The sequence below is a fragment of the Pseudomonas sp. 14A genome (genome assembly GCF_018132745.1).
GTDB classification, from domain to species: domain Bacteria; phylum Pseudomonadota; class Gammaproteobacteria; order Pseudomonadales; family Pseudomonadaceae; genus Aquipseudomonas; species Aquipseudomonas mercuritolerans.
In genome coordinates this window covers 464,658-481,374 of the sequence record NZ_JAGRQJ010000018.1, presented here as the reverse complement: position 1 = coordinate 481,374, position 16,717 = coordinate 464,658, and the positions used below count along the sequence as shown (strand labels likewise).

General features: G+C 60.2%; 16 protein-coding genes and 1 pseudogene. 6 read left to right on the top strand and 11 right to left on the bottom strand.

Annotated elements, in window-relative coordinates; all coding sequences use genetic code 11:
- Window positions 1-79 precede the first annotated feature (79 nt).
- Entirely contained in the window at window positions 80-724 is a 645-nt protein-coding gene (gene pyrE, locus PS14A_RS24810; protein WP_027616815.1) for an orotate phosphoribosyltransferase, read from the top strand.
- An 88-nt stretch (window positions 725-812) separates the two neighbouring features.
- Here the strand turns inward: pyrE and PS14A_RS24805 are convergent, their stop codons facing one another.
- The 7 genes and pseudogenes from PS14A_RS24805 to coaBC form a co-directional block, all read right to left on the bottom strand.
- Window positions 813-1,205 (bottom strand): hypothetical protein, encoded by a 393-nt coding sequence (locus PS14A_RS24805; protein ID WP_212617434.1) that lies wholly within the window; start codon window positions 1,203-1,205, stop codon window positions 813-815.
- Window positions 1,192-1,764, bottom strand: coding sequence for a hypothetical protein (locus PS14A_RS24800; protein ID WP_016772546.1), 573 nt, complete (start codon window positions 1,762-1,764; stop codon window positions 1,192-1,194). Before PS14A_RS24800 ends, PS14A_RS24805 begins: the two co-directional genes overlap by 14 nt.
- A gap of 18 nt (window positions 1,765-1,782) precedes the next feature.
- Entirely contained in the window at window positions 1,783-2,013 is a 231-nt protein-coding gene (locus PS14A_RS24795; RefSeq protein ID WP_016772547.1) for a hypothetical protein, read from the bottom strand.
- A 208-nt stretch (window positions 2,014-2,221) separates the two neighbouring features.
- On the bottom strand, window positions 2,222-3,127 hold the full coding sequence (gene argB / locus PS14A_RS24790) for an acetylglutamate kinase (protein ID WP_016772548.1): 906 nt from the start codon (window positions 3,125-3,127) through the stop codon (window positions 2,222-2,224).
- Window positions 3,128-3,144: 17 nt separating this feature from the next.
- Window positions 3,145-4,548, bottom strand: a pseudogene (locus PS14A_RS24785) (phosphomannomutase/phosphoglucomutase); the annotation flags it as partial.
- A gap of 239 nt (window positions 4,549-4,787) precedes the next feature.
- The gene (gene dut / locus PS14A_RS24780) at window positions 4,788-5,243 is read right to left on the bottom strand and encodes a dUTP diphosphatase (RefSeq protein WP_016772550.1); all 456 of its coding nucleotides are present in this window, start codon (window positions 5,241-5,243) and stop codon (window positions 4,788-4,790) included.
- A 5-nt stretch (window positions 5,244-5,248) separates the two neighbouring features.
- Window positions 5,249-6,457 (bottom strand): bifunctional phosphopantothenoylcysteine decarboxylase/phosphopantothenate--cysteine ligase CoaBC, encoded by a 1,209-nt coding sequence (gene coaBC / locus PS14A_RS24775; RefSeq protein ID WP_130912053.1) that lies wholly within the window; start codon window positions 6,455-6,457, stop codon window positions 5,249-5,251.
- Between the two features lie 133 nt (window positions 6,458-6,590).
- Here coaBC and radC point away from each other — a divergent pair, with 133 nt between their 5' ends.
- Window positions 6,591-7,265 carry a DNA repair protein RadC gene (gene radC, locus PS14A_RS24770; protein ID WP_042608121.1) on the top strand — a complete coding sequence of 225 codons (675 nt, stop codon included), beginning with the start codon at window positions 6,591-6,593 and terminating at the stop codon, window positions 7,263-7,265.
- 146 nt (window positions 7,266-7,411) lie between these two features.
- Here the strand turns inward: radC and PS14A_RS24765 are convergent, their stop codons facing one another.
- Window positions 7,412-8,998 carry an ABC transporter substrate-binding protein gene (locus tag PS14A_RS24765; RefSeq protein ID WP_212617433.1) on the bottom strand — a complete coding sequence of 529 codons (1,587 nt, stop codon included), beginning with the start codon at window positions 8,996-8,998 and terminating at the stop codon, window positions 7,412-7,414.
- 446 nt (window positions 8,999-9,444) lie between these two features.
- On the opposite strand from PS14A_RS24765, the gene rpmB reads away from it, so the two are divergent.
- A complete protein-coding gene (gene rpmB / locus PS14A_RS24760; RefSeq protein ID WP_007920377.1) occupies window positions 9,445-9,678 on the top strand; it encodes a 50S ribosomal protein L28 in 234 nt (77 codons plus the stop codon).
- Between the two features lie 11 nt (window positions 9,679-9,689).
- Window positions 9,690-9,845 (top strand): 50S ribosomal protein L33, encoded by a 156-nt coding sequence (gene rpmG, locus PS14A_RS24755; protein WP_016772554.1) that lies wholly within the window; start codon window positions 9,690-9,692, stop codon window positions 9,843-9,845.
- Window positions 9,846-10,005: 160 nt separating this feature from the next.
- Here rpmG and PS14A_RS24750 read toward each other — a convergent pair whose 3' ends face one another.
- On the bottom strand, window positions 10,006-10,368 hold the full coding sequence (locus PS14A_RS24750) for a cupin domain-containing protein (RefSeq protein ID WP_016772555.1): 363 nt from the start codon (window positions 10,366-10,368) through the stop codon (window positions 10,006-10,008).
- 236 nt (window positions 10,369-10,604) lie between these two features.
- Between PS14A_RS24750 and PS14A_RS24745 the strand changes: the two genes are divergently transcribed.
- Together PS14A_RS24745 and PS14A_RS24740 are read left to right on the top strand one after the other, a co-directional pair.
- Window positions 10,605-12,098 carry an aldehyde dehydrogenase gene (locus PS14A_RS24745; RefSeq protein WP_016772556.1) on the top strand — a complete coding sequence of 498 codons (1,494 nt, stop codon included), beginning with the start codon at window positions 10,605-10,607 and terminating at the stop codon, window positions 12,096-12,098.
- Window positions 12,099-12,358: 260 nt separating this feature from the next.
- Entirely contained in the window at window positions 12,359-13,504 is a 1,146-nt protein-coding gene (locus PS14A_RS24740) for an MFS transporter (RefSeq protein ID WP_130912046.1), read from the top strand.
- A gap of 104 nt (window positions 13,505-13,608) precedes the next feature.
- On the opposite strand, the gene PS14A_RS24735 is transcribed toward PS14A_RS24740, so the two are convergent.
- Together PS14A_RS24735 and PS14A_RS24730 are read right to left on the bottom strand one after the other, a co-directional pair.
- A complete protein-coding gene (locus PS14A_RS24735) occupies window positions 13,609-15,177 on the bottom strand; it encodes a phospholipase D family protein (protein ID WP_212617432.1) in 1,569 nt (522 codons plus the stop codon).
- A gap of 61 nt (window positions 15,178-15,238) precedes the next feature.
- On the bottom strand, window positions 15,239-16,660 hold the full coding sequence (locus tag PS14A_RS24730) for a PLP-dependent aminotransferase family protein (RefSeq protein WP_137214396.1): 1,422 nt from the start codon (window positions 16,658-16,660) through the stop codon (window positions 15,239-15,241).
- Window positions 16,661-16,717 lie beyond the last annotated feature (57 nt).

The window sequence follows — 16,717 nt, the reverse complement described above, 5'->3', positions numbered from 1 at the left end:
TGGCCCCAAAAATCGCGTGCGTGTATGATACACGGCGTCAAGCTAATTAGCTAAATCCGTGGTATTTGGGGTTTTTTTCATGCAAGCGTATCAGCGCGATTTCATTCGTTTTGCCATCGATCGCGGCGTTTTGCGCTTCGGTGAGTTCACCCTGAAGTCCGGGCGCACCAGTCCCTACTTCTTCAACGCCGGCCTGTTCAACTCGGGTTCGGCCCTGGCGCAGCTGGGGCGTTTCTACGCCGCCGCCATCGCCGAAAGCGGCATCTCCTTCGACGTCCTGTTTGGCCCGGCTTATAAAGGCATTCCGCTGGCGGCCACGACCGCCGTTGCGCTGGCCGAGCATCACGATCGTGACCTGCCATGGTGCTTCAACCGCAAGGAAGCCAAGGCCCACGGCGAAGGCGGCAGCCTGGTCGGCGCACCGTTGACCGGCGAAGTCTTGATCATCGACGACGTGATCACCGCCGGCACCGCCATTCGTGAAGTGATGCAGATCATCGCTTCCCAGGACGGCGCCAAAGCCGCCGGTGTGCTGATCGCACTGAACCGCCAGGAGCGTGGCAACGGCGAGTTGTCGGCGATCCAGGAAGTCGAGCGCGACTTCGGCATCCCGGTGATCAGCATCGTCTCGCTGAATCAGGTGCTGGAATTCCTCGCCGATGATCCGCAGCTCAAACAGCATTTGCCAGCCGTGGAAGCGTACCGCGCGCAATTTGGCGTGTGATCCATACCTGTAGGAGCTGCCGAAGGCTGCGATCTTTTGATCTTGTTTTTCAGGATCAAGATCAAAAGATCGCAGCCTTCGGCAGCTCCTACAGTGGTCTACGCAGTTTTTGCCATTTCCTGAGCAGTCTCAGCGCGAATCCGACATTGACCAGCGCAAACACCAATAGCGCAACAACCACCATCACGTACAACGTGCGATCCACATCGAAATCCCAAAGGTCCAGCGTGCTGCTGCGCATGATCCCGACTGCTGCCGGCAAGTTAACGTAAAACAGCGCCACGAAAGCGCACGTCAATGGCAATGCTCGCCAGTAGAAAGCAGCCATCACCTTGTCTCGACTGCGCTTGCGGGCCTGCGAACCTTTTTGAAATTCATCCTCAGCCAGCGCTTCATTGAGCGCCGGCCACGCCAGATTGAACATGAACGTGGTCAGGGTCAGCAGCAAGCCACTGACCGCGACGATGTCACTGAACGGCATTCAGACCCAGCGTTGCACAGAGCAATGCATGGGAATCTTCGCTGATCTCGAACTGCCCGGCGCTGCCCTTGCGTTTGGTGATGGGTTTGAAGGTCGGCTCGTTCTGGGTGATGAGCATGTTCAATTCATCGCGGATCACGTCCGAGCTGATCACCACCAGAAACACGTTTTGCGCATGCTCGGCGGACTGGATCACTGCGCGCATGCTGTGCTGCAGGATGTCGTCGAGCTGATTGCGAAAACGCGAAACGGTGTTTTTCAGCAGGGTTTTGCTTTGACTCTGGGTCAGTTGAAAGATCGTCGAGATCTGCGATTCGGTCGGCAGGGTTTGCCCGAAGTAACTCTGAATCAGATACAGCAGGCGATCCTGCTTGGCTTCGTCGGCCCGGCTGGGCATGCCGCCCTCGACCAGCATTTTCAGGTATTCGGTCAGGCTGGCTTTGGCGATGCGCTCCAGCGCATGGGCGATTTCAGCGTCGCCGATGCGCAAGGTCTTTTTTACCGGTTCCTTTTGTTCCTGCTCGAAAGCATCGGCGTCGATCGTGAACGAGATCTGCATGGCTCAGGCGCTCCGGGATTATTTTTTGCTGGCAGCCGGCTTTTCGGATTTTTCCGGGTACGGATCTTGTGGGGCGTCACCTTGGCCGGTGAGGGTTTTCCAACCGTTCAGGACATGCGCCGTTTTCCTGAACTGCGGGCAGGGCGGCATAGAGGTTTTGGCTTGATTGGAATAACGATGTCCGCAGTCCACGCATTCGTAGGTGCCTGCTGAAACATCGCTGCCGTAGGGAACGTAATCTTTCTGCATGAGTGAATCTCCGTTGGATGAGAGGAAGATCCTAGGGAGATTTATTCTGAAGGGATGTCGGACGTTTCGCTGTGTCGAGTCAGGCTTTTCCTGCGCGCACAAAAAAGATCGCAGCCTTCGTCAGTTCCTACAAAGCGGATTCTCGCGTGTGCGAAATCCCTGTAGGAGCTGCCGAAGGCTGCGATCTTTTGCTTTCAGCGATCAGCCATCAAGGACGCTTGCGATTACTGATCAGCGTGCCCACGCCAGTATCGGTGAAGATTTCCAGCAGAATCGCGTTCGGCACACGACCGTCGATGATCAACGAACTGCCTACGCCACCCTGAACCGCTTCCAGAGCGCAGCGGATCTTCGGCAGCATGCCGCCGTAGATCGTGCCATCGGCGATCAGGTCGTCGACCTGCTGCGTGCTCAGGCCGGTCAACACGGTGCCCGACTTGTCCATCAGGCCGGCAATGTTGGTCAGCAGCATCAGCTTTTCAGCTTTCAGCGCTTCGGCAACCTTGCCCGCCACCAGGTCGGCGTTGATGTTGTACGACTCGCCGTTCTCACCGACGCCAATCGGCGCGATGACCGGGATGAAGTTGCCTTTGACCAGCAGGTTCAGCAGTTCGGTGTTGATGCCGACGACTTCGCCAACGTGGCCGATGTCGATGATTTCCGGCTGGGTCATCTCCGGGGTCTGGCGGGAAACGGTGAGCTTCTTCGCGCGAATCAGCCCGGCATCCTTACCGGTCAGGCCGATGGCGCTGCCGCCATGGCGGTTGATCAGGTTGACGATGCTTTTGTTGACCTGACCGCCAAGGACCATTTCCACCACGTCCATGGTCGCCGCGTCGGTGACGCGCATGCCGTCGACGAAATGGCTTTCGATCGACAGGCGCTTGAGCAGATCACCGATTTGCGGGCCGCCACCGTGCACGACTACCGGATTGATGCCCACGGCTTTCATCAGCACGATGTCGCGGGCGAAGCCAGTTTTCAGCTCCTCGCTTTCCATCGCGTTGCCGCCGTATTTGATCACCAGGGTCTTGCCGACATAACGTCGGATGTAAGGCAGTGCTTCGGACAGGACCTTGGCAGTGTTGGCGGCGGCTTCGCGTTCGAGGGTCATTCAGGGCTCCGGGTGGATCAGAACGGTAATTGGAGATCAGGTGCAACGCGTTTCAGTTGGGCGTGGAACACATCCTTGATGCGCTGCAGTTCAGCCTCGTCATCGGCCTCGAAGCGCAGCACCAGCACCGGTGTGGTGTTGGATGCGCGCACCAGGCCCCAGCCTTTGGCGTAATCGACCCGCACGCCGTCGATGGTGGTCAGGTCGGCGCCTTCGCCCCACTGAGCATCGTGCAGTGCATCAATGATGCTGAATTTGCTCTCTTCGGTCACATGGATATTGATTTCCGGCGTGGAAATATCGTTCGGGAAGGTCGCAAACAGCTCTTCCGCAGTGGATTTTTCCTTGCTGAGGATCTCCAGCAGACGTGCGGCGCTGTAGATGCCGTCGTCGAAACCGAACCAGCGCTCCTTGAAGAAGATGTGCCCGCTCATTTCGCCGGCCAACAGCGCGCCGGATTGTTTCATTTTCTTTTTGATCAACGAGTGACCGGTCTTCCACATTAGCGGCCGACCGCCGTATTCCTTGATCAGCGGCACCAGGCGACGGGTGCATTTGACGTCGAAGATGATTTCCGCGTCCGGGTTACGCGCCACTACGTCGCGAGCGAACAGCATCAGCAGACGGTCCGGGTAGACGATGCTGCCGGTGTTGGTCACCACGCCGACGCGGTCGCCGTCACCGTCGAAGGCCAGACCGATATCGGCGTTGGTTTCCTTGACCTTGGCGATCAGGTCGACGAGGTTTTCCGGTTTGCCCGGGTCCGGGTGATGGTTGGGGAAGTTGCCGTCGACTTCGCAGAACAGCGGGATGACTTCGCAGTTCAGCGCTTCGATCAGTTGCGGGGCGATCACGCCGGCCGCGCCGTTGCCGCAGTCGACCACGACTTTCAGGCGGCGGGCCAGTTTGATGTCCTGGACGATTTCGGTGTTGTAGCGGTCGAGGATTTCGACCTGAGTGACGCTGCCCTGGCCGCTGCTCAGGTCATTGTTCTTGATGCGCTCGTGGAGCACCTGAATCTGCTCGTTGGCGAGGGTGTCGCCGGCGATGACGATTTTGAAACCGTTGTAGTTCGACGGATTGTGGCTACCGGTGAGCATCACCCCGGACTTGCCGGCCAGCACGTTGGCGGCGTAATACAGCGCTGGCGTTGGCACCAGACCGACATCGCTGACGTGGCAACCGCTCTCGGCGATGCCGCGAATGAGTTCCGCGACCAGCTCCGGGCCGGACAGGCGACCGTCGCGACCGACCGAAACATTCGGTTCGCCCTGGGCCAGGCTCTGCGAGCCGATGGCACGGCCGATCCAGTAGGCGGTTTCACCGTTGAGGTATTCCGGCACGGTGCCGCGAATGTCGTAGGCGCGGAAAATGCTGTCAGGCAGCTTCGGGGCGATCTTGGCGGGGGTGCTCATCTGTGGACATGCTCCATCTCGAAAAGGGCGGGACAGACCGACGAAATGTTCGACGGCAGGCTCAAACTGAAGGGTATGACGGCGTTTTCCACAGAGAGTTCGTGCTATGAAAGGGCCATGATGCCTCGGCGGACCGGGCTCGCGACCAGCAAAACCTTGATTTACGGTGTTAAAACCTGCTGCCGATGTAGTGCATTTTTTGTGGTGAGGGGATAAGCCCCCTCACCACAATAATTTCTATCCGGTTATTTGGTGCCGGTATGGCCAAAACCACCGGTACCGCGCTCGGTCTCGACAAACTCTTCAACCATTTCGAAATGCGCCTGCACCACCGGCACCAGCACCAATTGCGCCAAGCGTTCGCCGACGGTCATGGTGAAGTCGCTCTGGCCGCGGTTCCAGCAGGAGACCATCAGCGGGCCCTGGTAGTCGGAGTCGATCAGGCCGACCAGATTGCCCAGCACGATGCCGTGTTTGTGGCCCATGCCCGAGCGTGGCAGGATCAGCGCGGCGAGATTCGGGTCACCGATGTACACCGACAGGCCGGTGGGGATCAGCACGGTTTCACCCGGTTTGATCACGATGTCCTGTTCCAGCATGGCGCGCAGGTCGAGGCCGGCGGAGCCCGGGGTGGCGTATTGCGGCAGCGGGAATTCGGTGCCGATGCGTGGGTCGAGGATCTTGGCTTGCAAAGCGTGCATGTAAATTAAACCTGGTTCAGACGTTCGGCGATAAAAGTGACCAGTTGGCGAGCAATCTTGCTCTTGCTGGTCTGGGCGAAAACCGTGGCGTGCAGCTCACGGTCGATGACGCTGCAGGCGTTTTCTTCGCTGTTGAAACCGATGCTCGGGTTGGCGACGTCGTTGGCGACGATCAGATCGAGATTCTTGTCCTTCAGCTTGCGTGCAGCGTAGTCGAGCAGGTGTTCGGTTTCGGCAGCGAAGCCGACACTGAACGGACGGTCGGTACGGGTCGCGATGGTGGCAAGGATGTCCGGGTTGCGCACCATTTGCAGGACGAAGCCGTCACCGCTCGTAGGATCTTTCTTGAGTTTATGCGGGGCGACGACTTCAGGGCGGTAGTCCGCCACCGCTGCCGACGAGATGAACACATCGCAAGGCATGGCAGATTCGCAGGCGGCGAGCATGTCGCGGGCGCTGACCACGTCAATCCGCGTCACGCGATCCGGCGTCGGCAGGTGCACCGGGCCGCTGATCAACGTGACACGGGCGCCGGCTTCCACGGCTGCTTCGGCGAGGGCAAAACCCATTTTGCCGGAGCTGTGGTTGGTGATGTAGCGCACCGGGTCGATGTTTTCCTGAGTCGGACCGGCGGTGATCACCACATGCTTGCCGGTCAGGGCCTGGCGCTGGAAGCAATCAGCGGCGAGCAGCGCCAGATCGGTGGCTTCCATCATGCGGCCCATGCCGACGTCGCCGCAGGCCTGGCTGCCCGAGGCCGGGCCGAAAGTCTTCAGGCCACGGCTTTCGAGCAGTTGCAGGTTGGCCTGGGTCGCCGGGTCGCGCCACATCGCCTGATTCATTGCTGGCGCGACAGCAACCACGGCGTCGGTGGCCAGCACCAATGTGGTCAGCAGATCGTTGGCAATGCCTTGGGCCAGGCGGGCGATCAGGTCGGCGGTGGCCGGGGCGATCAGCACCAGATCGGCCCATTTCGCCAGCTCGATATGGCCCATGGCGGCTTCGGCGGCAGGGTCGAGCAAGTCGAGGTGAACGGGATGGCCCGACAGGGCCTGCATGGTCAGCGGGGTGATGAATTCGGCGCCGCCATGGGTCATGACCACGCGCACTTCGGCACCTTGGTCGATCAGGCGGCGAACCAGATCGGCGCTCTTGTAGGCCGCAATGCCGCCGCCGACGCCCAGAACGATGCGTTTCCGATACAGCCGCTGCATAGGTCTGCCTTTCATTTCGTTGATGACGGCGGCGCGATGCCCCTCCCCAGGGTTGAATCGACCGCCAAAAAGATGGGCTACGATATCACAGCGACCGCTACGGAACAGCGGCGCCCACAGACAAGGAGGTGCTATGAGTATTCGCGATTGGCCGGCGGCGGAACGGCCGCGGGAAAGGCTGTTGGAACACGGCGCAGGGAGTCTTTCGGACGCTGAGCTGTTGGCGATTTTTCTGCGCACCGGATTGCCCGGAAAGAGCGCCGTGGACCTCGCCAGACATCTGCTGACGCAATTCGGTGGCCTGCGTTTGCTGCTTGAGGCCGACCAGGACGCATTCAGCAAACAAATGGGCCTCGGCCCGGCCAAGTTCGCCCAGCTGCAAGCCGCGCAGGAAATGAGCAAGCGCCATCTGGCCGAACGCTCACGACAGAAACCGGCACTGGAGAACCCTCAGGTCGTCCGCGATTACCTCAAGGCGATGCTGCGGCATGAGCCGCACGAGGTATTCGGCTGCCTGTTTCTCGATTCAAAGCACCAGGTGCTGAATTTCGAGGCGCTGTTTCGCGGCTCGATCGACAACACCAGCGTGCACCCCCGGGAGGTGGTGAAGCGCGCGCTGGCCAATAACGCGGCGGCAGTGATCCTCTGCCACAACCATCCGTCCGGCAACACCGATCCGAGTCAGGCGGACAGGCTGCTGACCAAACGGCTACAGAAGACACTGGAGTTGATCGACGTGCGAGTGCTCGATCATTTCATCGTCGGAGACGGCGAACCGCTGTCGATGGCGGAGTGTGGCTGGATGTAGTTCTCGGCGCCAATTCTGGACCCTGTGGGAGCGAGCCTGCTCGCGAAGGCGTTGTATCAGTCAGCATCATTGTTTGCTGACAGACCGCTTTCGCGAGCAGCTCGCTCCCACAGATTGTTTACATCCACCGGTTTGTGTCAGACAGGTTATTTGAGGCTGACCTTGGAATAATCCTGCCGGCCAAACGGGCTGACGGAATAACCCTGAACATCCTTGCGCGTCAAAGCGTAGGCCGTCGGGTGCGCCAGTGGCAGCCACAATGCCTGCTGCTGGATCTGCGCCTGGGCCTGTTCATACAGCTTGGTGCGCACGCCTTGTTCGCTGGTGGTCTTGCCGGCGCTGATCAGCTTGTCCAGGTCGGCGTTGCAGTACCGTGCGAAGTTGGTCCCGGACTTCACTGCTGCGCAGGAAAATTGCGGCGTGAGGAAGTTGTCCGGGTCGCCGTTGTCGCCGGCCCAGCCCATGAACAGCAGGTCATGCTCGCCGGCCTTGGCGCGTCGAATCAGCTCGCCCCATTCGATCACACGGATCTCAGCCTGAATGCCGATCTCGGCCAGATCCGATTGCAGCATCTGCGCGCCGAGGCTCGGGTTCGGGTTGAGCAGGCTGCCCGACGGCCGCGTCCAGATTGTGGTCTGGAAGCCATCCTTCAAGCCGGCCTTGGCCAGCAGCGCCTTGGCTTTGGCCACGTCGTGTGGATAGCCCGGCAGGTTCTTGGCATAGCTCCAGGTGTTCGGCGGGTACGGGCCGTTGGCCGCTTCGGCGGTGTCTTCGAACACGGCTTTGATGTAGTTGGCCTTGTCGAAAGCGAGGTTGATCGCCTGGCGCACTTCCGGCTTGTCCAGTGGCGGATGCTGGCTGTTGATGCCCACGAAAGCGGTCATGAACGCGTCAGTCTTTTCGACTTTCAGCGTCGGCTCCTTCAGCGCAGCCTGTACGTCCAGTGGTTTTGGCGACAGGGCGATCTGGCATTCATTGCGCCGCAGCTTTTGCAGGCGCACGTTGGCGTCCGGCGTGATGGCGAAGATCAATGGGTCGACCGCAGGCTTGCCACGGAAATAGTCCGGATTGGCCTTGTAGCGAATCGCCGCGTCTTTCTGAAAGCGATTGAACACGAACGGGCCGGTGCCGATCGGCTGGCTGTTGAGTTTGTCGGTCGCGCCGGCCTTCATCAGTTTGTCAGCGTATTCGGCGGAATAGATCGAGGCGAAGCCCATGCTCAGGGTCGCGAGGAAGGTCGAATCCGGATGGTCGAGGGTAAAACGCACGGTCAGCGGGTCGAGGGCGTCGATCTTCTTGATCAGGCTCGGCAGTTGCATCGACTGCGCATGGGGGAAGCCGCTCTGGGCGACTTTGTGCCACGGGTTGGCCGGGTCGAGCATGCGGTCGAAGCTGAACTTGACGTCTTCGGCACTCAGCTCGCGGCTCGGTTTGAAGTAGTCGGTTGTATGAAATTTCACCTGCGGGTGCAGCTTGAACACGTAGGTCAGGCCGTCGGTGCTGACTTCCCAGCTGTCGGCGAGGCTTGGGATGACCTTGCCACTGGCAGTGTCGAAATCCACCAGACGGTTCATCAGCACATCGGCCGAAGCATTGGTGGTGGTCAGCGAGTTGTACTGCACCACGTCGAACCCTTCGGGGCTGGCCTCGGTACACACGCTCAGCGCGGCGGCCTGGGCGAGGGGGCTCAGCAGGAGCGGGGCGAGCAACAGGGGTAGGGCAGCGAGGCGCATGGTCGGTTTCCTTTACAGATCGAAGGCCCATCTGCAAGTGCAGTCTGGAAAAGTCCTACCCTAGAGCTCTGAATTGCAAATGACTATCCCCTTTTTGCATTTTCAGGCGCACTCTTGCACGGTTTCGAGCGTGGGCAGCCAGATGAAAAGTCTGAATCGCCTGTTGGACGGGATTTCCGCGACGAGTGGTCAAAACTGGCCACAGCCTTTATCCAAGGCGTCTGCGGCGGAAAAAATCGCCCTTTTGCCGATTGATTGCACACCGATTGTTGTTGCACCCCGGTCTTTCTGGTATAAAGCAGCGCTCTTTTCTAGGGGCCCGGTTCCTTCACTGTAGGTGTAGCCGGTAAGACCTCTAAAGAAACGCGGCGCCTGGCGCCAAATGACTGAGAGATTAAGCGGCCAACCCATGCCGGGTTGGGCATGTGGTTTTAGAGGGCTGAGGCATGTCGAGAGTATGTCAAGTTACCGGTAAGGGTCCGGTGACTGGGAATAACATTTCCCACGCAAACAACAAAACCCGTCGTCGTTTCCTGCCGAACCTGCAGCATCACCGCTTCTGGGTTGAAGAAGAGAAACGTTTTGTGCGTCTGCGCGTATCTGCCAAAGGCATGCGTATCATCGACAAGCGTGGCATCACTGTCGTGCTCGCCGAACTTCGCCGCGATGGCAAGATTTAAGGGAGCTAATCATGCGTGAATTGATTCGTTTGATCTCGAGCGCCGGTACTGGTCACTTCTACACTACCGACAAGAACAAGCGTACTACCCCGGACAAAATCGAGATCAAGAAATATGATCCGGTTGTTCGCAAGCACGTGATGTACAAGGAAGGCAAAATCAAGTAATTGATTTTCCTGACTGCGAAAAAGGCCCGTATCGTGAGATACGGGCCTTTTTTGTTTGCCGTGGATTTGGTGTTGCCTGTCCTGCGCTCCCACAATGGAATGCGTTCGAATGTGGGAGCGAGCCTGCTCGCGAAGAGGCCGGTAAAATCAGCGCAAAGACTCAAGCCTTCTGTTCAAAGATCACATAAACCTTGCGACAAGCCTCCAGCACTTCCCAGGTTCCGCGAAACCCCGCCGGAATCACGAAGCGATCGCCAACGCGCAAGGTCTTGGCATTGCCATCGCTGTCACGCAACACCGAAACCCCCTGCAGAATCTCGCAGTACTCATGCTCGGTGTAATTCACCGTCCACTGACCCACCGCGCCTTCCCACACACCCACGCCCATTTGCCCACAAGGGCTGTCGTATTGATGAAACACCGCCTGCTCAGGATCGCCCTTGAGCACCTTCGCCGGGTCCGGGCGATACCGCTCGGCTTCGCTGCTGGCGAGGCTGATGTCGACGACGTTCTGGATGTTCATTGTTGTTTTCTCCGCTAATGACGGCGCGTTGGCTGGAATGGGCCAAAGTCTATGTTTATTAAAATGAACACCGCAAGGCCGTATGGCCAGCTTATGTCAAATATATTGAAACAAACCCGGTCGCTGGTTTAGGGTGGCGGGTGCCTTGGGCCGAAAGTGCAGGCTGGCCGGGCAGAATTCTTGAACAGCGCCGCAGCGCTTGCGGTGCTCGTATTCAATAAGAGGAGGACACCCGAATGACCACCCTGACTCGTGCCGACTGGGAACAACGCGCCCGCGATCTGAAAATCGAAGGCCGCGCCTTCCTGAATGGCGAATACACCGACGCCGTCTCCGGCGAAACCTTCGAATGCATCAGCCCGGTCGATGGCCGTCTGCTCGGCAAGATCGCCAGCTGTGATGCCGCTGATGCCGACCGTGCCGTGGAAAACGCCCGCGCCACTTTCAATTCCGGCGTCTGGTCGCGCCTGGCGCCGACCAAGCGCAAAGCCACCATGATCCGCTTCGCCAGCCTGCTGAAACAGCACGCCGAAGAACTGGCGCTGCTGGAAACACTCGATATGGGCAAGCCGATCAGCGATTCGCTGTACATCGACGTACCGGGTGCGGCGCAGGCTTTGAGCTGGAGCGGTGAAGCGATAGATAAGATCTACGACGAAGTCGCCGCGACTCCACATGATCAACTGGGGCTGGTAACCCGTGAGCCGGTGGGCGTGGTCGGCGCTATCGTGCCGTGGAACTTCCCGCTGATGATGGCCTGCTGGAAACTCGGCCCGGCGCTGTCGACCGGTAACTCGGTGATCCTCAAGCCGTCGGAAAAGTCGCCGCTGACCGCCATCCGCATCGCTGCGCTGGCCATTGAGGCCGGGATCCCCAAAGGCGTGCTCAACGTACTGCCGGGCTATGGCCACACCGTGGGCAAGGCGCTGGGTCTGCACAATGATGTCGACACGCTGGTGTTCACCGGCTCGACCAAGATTGCCAAGCAGTTGATGGTCTATGCCGGCGAATCGAACATGAAGCGCGTCTGGCTGGAAGCCGGTGGCAAGAGCCCGAACATCGTCTTCGCCGATGCGCCGGACCTGCAGGCCGCCGCCGAATCCGCCGCCAGTGCCATCGCCTTCAACCAGGGCGAAGTGTGCACCGCCGGTTCGCGCCTGCTGGTCGAGCGTTCGATCAAGGACAAATTCCTGCCAATGGTGATCGAGGCGCTGAAAGCCTGGAAGCCGGGCAATCCGCTGGACCCGGCGACCAACGTCGGTGCGCTGGTCGATACCCAGCAGATGAACACCGTGCTGTCGTACATCGAATCCGGCCATAGCGATGGCGCCAAACTGGTCGCCGGCGGCAAGCGCATCCTCCAGGAGACCGGTGGCACTTACGTCGAGCCAACCATTTTCGATGGTGTGAGCAACGCGATGAAGATTGCCCAGGAAGAGATTTTCGGTCCGGTGTTGTCGGTGATCGCTTTCGACAGCGCCGAAGAAGCCATCCAGATCGCCAACGACACGCCATATGGTCTGGCCGCAGCGGTGTGGACCCAGGACATCTCCAAGGCACACCTGACCGCCAAGGCTTTGCGCGCCGGTAGTGTGTGGGTCAATCAGTACGATGGCGGCGACATGACCGCGCCGTTCGGTGGCTTCAAACAGTCGGGCAACGGTCGCGACAAATCGCTGCATGCCTTCGACAAGTACACCGAGCTGAAGGCGACGTGGATCAAGCTGTAATTCATTAAGAGAGCCTGAGTTAATCAGGCTCTCGAACCTACAGAGATCCCCTGTGGGAGCGAGCCTCTGTGGTGAGGGGATTTATCCCCGTTCGGCTGCGAAGCAGTCGCTAAACCATTGCACGCGGTGTACCTGGTACATCGTGGATGCAGGTTTTGGGGCCGCTGCGCGACCCAACGGGGATAATCCCCTCGCCACAGGGGCTCGCTCCCACAGTGTTTTGGGTGAACACAAAAAGAATATCCACAGGAGCGTGGAACATGCGGTGGGCGACGTATTTCGCCGTGTTGGCGTCTGTCTTGAGTGTCGGCCTGGCCCTGGGGGTCAGCATGCCGTTGGTGTCGTTGCGTCTGGAGGGCTGGGGTTACGGCTCGTTCGCCATCGGTGTGATGGCAGCCATGCCGGCGATTGGCGTGTTGCTGGGGGCGAAGATTTCCAGCCATCTCGCCGCGTATTTCGGCACGGCGAACTTGATGCGCCTGTGCCTGTGGGCCGGAGCATTGTCGATCGGCTTGCTGGCGCTGTTGCCGAGTTATCCGATCTGGTTGCTGCTGCGCCTGCTGATCGGGGTGATCCTGACCATCGTGTTCATCCTCGGCGAGAGCTGGATCAATCAACTGGTGGTCGAGCAGTGGCGTGGGCGACTGGTCGCGCTGTATGGCAGCAGCTATGCGTTGAGCCAACTGTCTGGTCCGCTGCTGCTGGGGGCGCTCGGTACCGAGCATGATTACGGTTTCTGGGTCGGGGTCGGTCTGCTGACGCTTTCGCCCTTTCTGCTGCTGGGGCGCAGCGGTGCGCCGAGCAGTGAAGCCAACAGCGTCACGTTTGGCGATCTGTGGGGCTTCGCCCGCGAGCTGCCGGCGATTGCCTGGGCGGTGTCGTTGTTCGCCGCGTTCGAGGCGATGATTCTGACGCTGCTGCCGGTGTACTGCCTGCAACAAGGGTTCACCGCCGAAATTGCGCTGGCCATGGTTAGCACGGTGGTGGTCGGCGATGCGCTGCTGCAATTGCCGATCGGCGCGTTGGCCGATTACCTGTCGCGGCGCACGCTGTTTGCTGGTTGCGCGGTGGTGTTGATGCTGTCGAGTCTGGCCATTCCAATGTTGCTCGACACGCTGCTGATCTGGCCGTTGTGGGTGCTGTTCGGCGCCAGTGCCGGCGGCTTGTTTACCCTGTCGCTGATCCTGATTGGAGAGCGTTATCGAGACGATGCGCTGGTCCGCGCCAATGCGCATATCGCGCAGTTGTGGGGTGTCGGTTGTCTGGTCGGGCCGTTGGCAGCAGGGGCGGGGAGTCAGTGGATCAATGGGCATGCGTTGCCACTGTTGATGGCGGCGGGGGCGTTTGGCCTGGTGCTTTTGTTGTTGCGCCAAGGGGCCTTTGGCACATCGGCCGAAGCAGTCTGAGCGCATCCCTGTGGGAGCGAGCCTGCTCGCGAAAGCGGTGCACCAGTCAGCTCATTTGCTGGATGTGAAACCGTTTTCGCGAGCAGGCTCGCTCCCACAAAGGATCACAACATCCGCTCCAGGCCAACGCTGGTGCTGAACCACGAGTTGAAGCGCCGCCACCAGCTCCCCGGTTCCTTGGTCAGGGTGTGCATCTGACCGTTGTCCTCGGTGACCCAAACGACCTTGCCGTCCTCGAGTTTCGCCTGATAGCTCAGGGTCGGCGCCATGCCTTGCAGTGCCAGTGCGCGCACGTGCTCGGCCAGTTCCGGGCTGTCGACCAGGACCCCTACTTCGGTGTTCCACAGCACCGAGCGCGGGTCGAAGTTGAACGAGCCGATAAACGACTTGCGCCGGTCGAAGATCATCGCCTTGCTGTGCAGGCTGGAGTCCGAGCCGCGATACGAGCGGCTGTAGAACACTCGCGGCCCGCTGCCATAGTTATCCCCAGGCTGGCGGCGCAGTTCATAGAGTTTCACCCCGTGTTCAAGCAACGCCTTGCGATAGGGCGCGTAACCACCATGCACCGCCGGCACGTCAGTGGCCTCCAGCGAATTGGTCAGCAGGCTCACGGAGACCCCGGCATCGGCGCGCCCGGTGAGGTAGACCAGCCCTGGCTGGCCCGGCACGAAATACGCGGAAATCATGATCAGCTCTTTGCTGACACCGGTCAGCTCCGGCGCCAGTTGCGTGGTCAGCAGCAGGTGCGGATCGGGTTCGCCTTTGGACAGGACCTTGCTCGGCGCATCCCACAGGGCCTGGTTCCAGGCCCAGATCAGCTCTTTACGCCAGATGTCCATGCGCGGGTCGGTAGTGAATTTCATCAACTGTTGATACAACGCGTGGTTCTGCTTGCGGGTTTCTTCCAGCGATTCTTCCAGGCGCGTGCGCGTGTTTTGCAGGTCGGCGGCGGTCGGTTGGCTGGATAGGAATTCGTCGATCGGCTTGCTCAGCGCGCTGTTCCAGTACTGATCGAAGCTGTGTCCGAGTTGCTCGGCCACCGGGCCGATGCTGAGCATGTCGATGTCGGTGAAATTCAGGTTGGGTTCGGCGTCGAAATATTCATCGCCCAGATTGCGCCCGCCGACGATGGCCGCGCTGTTGTCCGCCAGCCACAGTTTGTTGTGCATGCGCCGGTGCTGCACGGACAGATTGAACAGTCGTCCGGCCGCGCGCGTTACGCCGGTGCTGCGCCCCAGGTGCAACGGATTGAACAAACGAATCTGGATCTGCGGATGCGCCGCCAGGGTCGCGATGATCTGGTCGAGGCCGTCGCTGGTGGTGTCGTCGAGCAGGATGCGCACGCGCACGCCACGGTCGGCCGCCTTGAGCACTTCCTCCACCAACATCCGCGTGCTGATGCCGTCGTGGACGATGTAGTACTGCAAATCGAGGCTGACCTGGGCATGACGAATCAGCTCGGCCCGGGCGGTAAACGCCTCGCCACTGTCGGAGAGCAGGCGAAACCCCGACTGCCCTTTGTAGGGCGCGGCCTGAGCCTGAATCGAACGGCCGAAGCTGGAGTCCGACGCCGGCAGGGCCTGGCTTGGTTCGCGCGGCACATCGAGGCTGGCGCAGCCGCTGAGGAACGAGGCGAGTATCAGTGAAGCGAGTAAGGGCTGTCTGAAGCTCACGTAGGATCGTTCCGGTTGGCGGCTGGGGTCGGCAATTTGGACGCCGGGCGCGCAAAAAAGGTCAGTCGGTCTCAGCGAGCAGTTTGATTGCCGCAGCGCCGACCTTGCGCACCGCTTCTTCGATCTGCGCTGTTGGTTTGGCAGCGTAGTTCATCCGCAGACAATTGCGGTACTTGCCCGAGGCGGAAAAGATGCTGCCGACAGCAATCTGTACGCCCTGATCGTGCAGCGCGCGATTCAGTTTCAGCGTGTCGAAACCGTCCGGCAGCTCCACCCAGAGCATGAAGCTGCCCTGTGGGCGACTGGCGCGGGTGCCGGCGGGAAAGTAGCGCGTCACCCAATCGATCATCGCGTCACGGTTGCGCTGGTACTGCATGCGCATGCGCCGCAAGTGCGGCTCGAAATGGCCGGCCTTGATGAATTCGGCGATGGCGATCTGCGGTTGTGGCGCGGTGGATCCGGTGCTGATGTATTTCATGTGCAGCACTCGCTCGAGATATCGGCCCGGCGCCACCCAGCCGATGCGCAGCCCCGGCGCGAGGGTCTTGGAGAACGAGCTGCAGAGCAACACGCGGCCATCTTCGTCGAAGGATTTGATCGTGCGCGGGCGCGGATAGGTGTAGGCCAGCTCGCCATACACATCGTCTTCGATGATCGCCACGTCGAAACGCTGGGCCAGGGTCAGCAAGGCGCGTTTGCGCGATTCGGGCATGACGTATCCGAGGGGGTTGTTGCAGTTGGGCGTGAGCTGAATGGCCTTGATCGGCCACTGTTCCAGCGCCAGTTCCAGGGCGTCGAGGCTGATGCCGGTGAGCGGATCGGTGGGGATTTCCAGGGCTTTCATGCCCAGGCCTTTGAGGGTCTGCATGGCGCCGTGGAAGCTCGGCGAGTCCACCGCGACGATGTCACCCGGCTCGCAGATCGCGTGGATGCTGGTGGACAGCGCTTCGTGGCAGCCAGTGGTGATGACCAGATCGCTGGCGCTCAACTGACAGCCGGAATCGAGCATCAGCCGTGCGATCTGTTCGCGCAGTTCGAGGTTGCCGTGGATGTTGTCGTAATACAGACCAGGCATGTCCTGCCGGCGACTGATACGCGCCAGTCCGCGCAGCAGCGGCTTCATGGTAGGTGAGCCAACATCGGGCATGCCACGGCCCAATTGCACGACGTCCTTGCGCGGTACGGCGCGGATCAATTCCAGCACCTGGTCCCACTGCGAAATCTCCACTGGCCGTTGCGCCGGACGGCCGACCGCGGGCAATTCCGGCAGTTCGCGACTGACCGGCACAAAATAGCCGGACTTGGGTTTTGGCGTGGCGAGGCCGCTGTCTTCAAGCACCCGATACGCCTGCTGCACCGTGCTCAGGCTGACTCCATGTTCGACGCTTAAGGCGCGCACTGACGGCAAACGATCGCCGGGGCGATAGAAGCCTTGTTCGATGCGAGTGCCGAGCAATTCGGCGAGGTTTACATACAGAGTCATGACGGCCTCGGTGCGTCTTGGTGGAAACCAGTACAGATGCGGCAAAAATCAGTCATT

Bases quoted from the DNA above. Each gene is read 5' to 3' on its own strand.
- PS14A_RS24750 (WP_016772555.1), bottom strand. From the start codon at position 10,368: ATGAACATCCAGAACGTCGTCGACATCAGCCTCGCCAGCAGCGAAGCC.
- pyrE (WP_027616815.1), top strand. From the start codon at position 80: ATGCAAGCGTATCAGCGCGATTTCATTCGTTTTGCCATCGATCGCGGC.
- dut (WP_016772550.1), bottom strand. From the start codon at position 5,243: ATGCACGCTTTGCAAGCCAAGATCCTCGACCCACGCATCGGCACCGAA.
- PS14A_RS24800 (WP_016772546.1), bottom strand. From the start codon at position 1,764: ATGCAGATCTCGTTCACGATCGACGCCGATGCTTTCGAGCAGGAACAA.
- PS14A_RS24745 (WP_016772556.1), top strand. From the start codon at position 10,605: ATGACCACCCTGACTCGTGCCGACTGGGAACAACGCGCCCGCGATCTG.
- radC (WP_042608121.1), top strand. From the start codon at position 6,591: ATGAGTATTCGCGATTGGCCGGCGGCGGAACGGCCGCGGGAAAGGCTG.
- PS14A_RS24765 (WP_212617433.1), bottom strand. From the start codon at position 8,998: ATGCGCCTCGCTGCCCTACCCCTGTTGCTCGCCCCGCTCCTGCTGAGC.
- rpmG (WP_016772554.1), top strand. From the start codon at position 9,690: ATGCGTGAATTGATTCGTTTGATCTCGAGCGCCGGTACTGGTCACTTC.
- rpmB (WP_007920377.1), top strand. From the start codon at position 9,445: ATGTCGAGAGTATGTCAAGTTACCGGTAAGGGTCCGGTGACTGGGAAT.
- argB (WP_016772548.1), bottom strand. From the start codon at position 3,127: ATGACCCTCGAACGCGAAGCCGCCGCCAACACTGCCAAGGTCCTGTCC.
- PS14A_RS24740 (WP_130912046.1), top strand. From the start codon at position 12,359: ATGCGGTGGGCGACGTATTTCGCCGTGTTGGCGTCTGTCTTGAGTGTC.
- PS14A_RS24730 (WP_137214396.1), bottom strand. From the start codon at position 16,660: ATGACTCTGTATGTAAACCTCGCCGAATTGCTCGGCACTCGCATCGAA.
- PS14A_RS24805 (WP_212617434.1), bottom strand. From the start codon at position 1,205: ATGCCGTTCAGTGACATCGTCGCGGTCAGTGGCTTGCTGCTGACCCTG.
- coaBC (WP_130912053.1), bottom strand. From the start codon at position 6,457: ATGCAGCGGCTGTATCGGAAACGCATCGTTCTGGGCGTCGGCGGCGGC.
- PS14A_RS24795 (WP_016772547.1), bottom strand. From the start codon at position 2,013: ATGCAGAAAGATTACGTTCCCTACGGCAGCGATGTTTCAGCAGGCACC.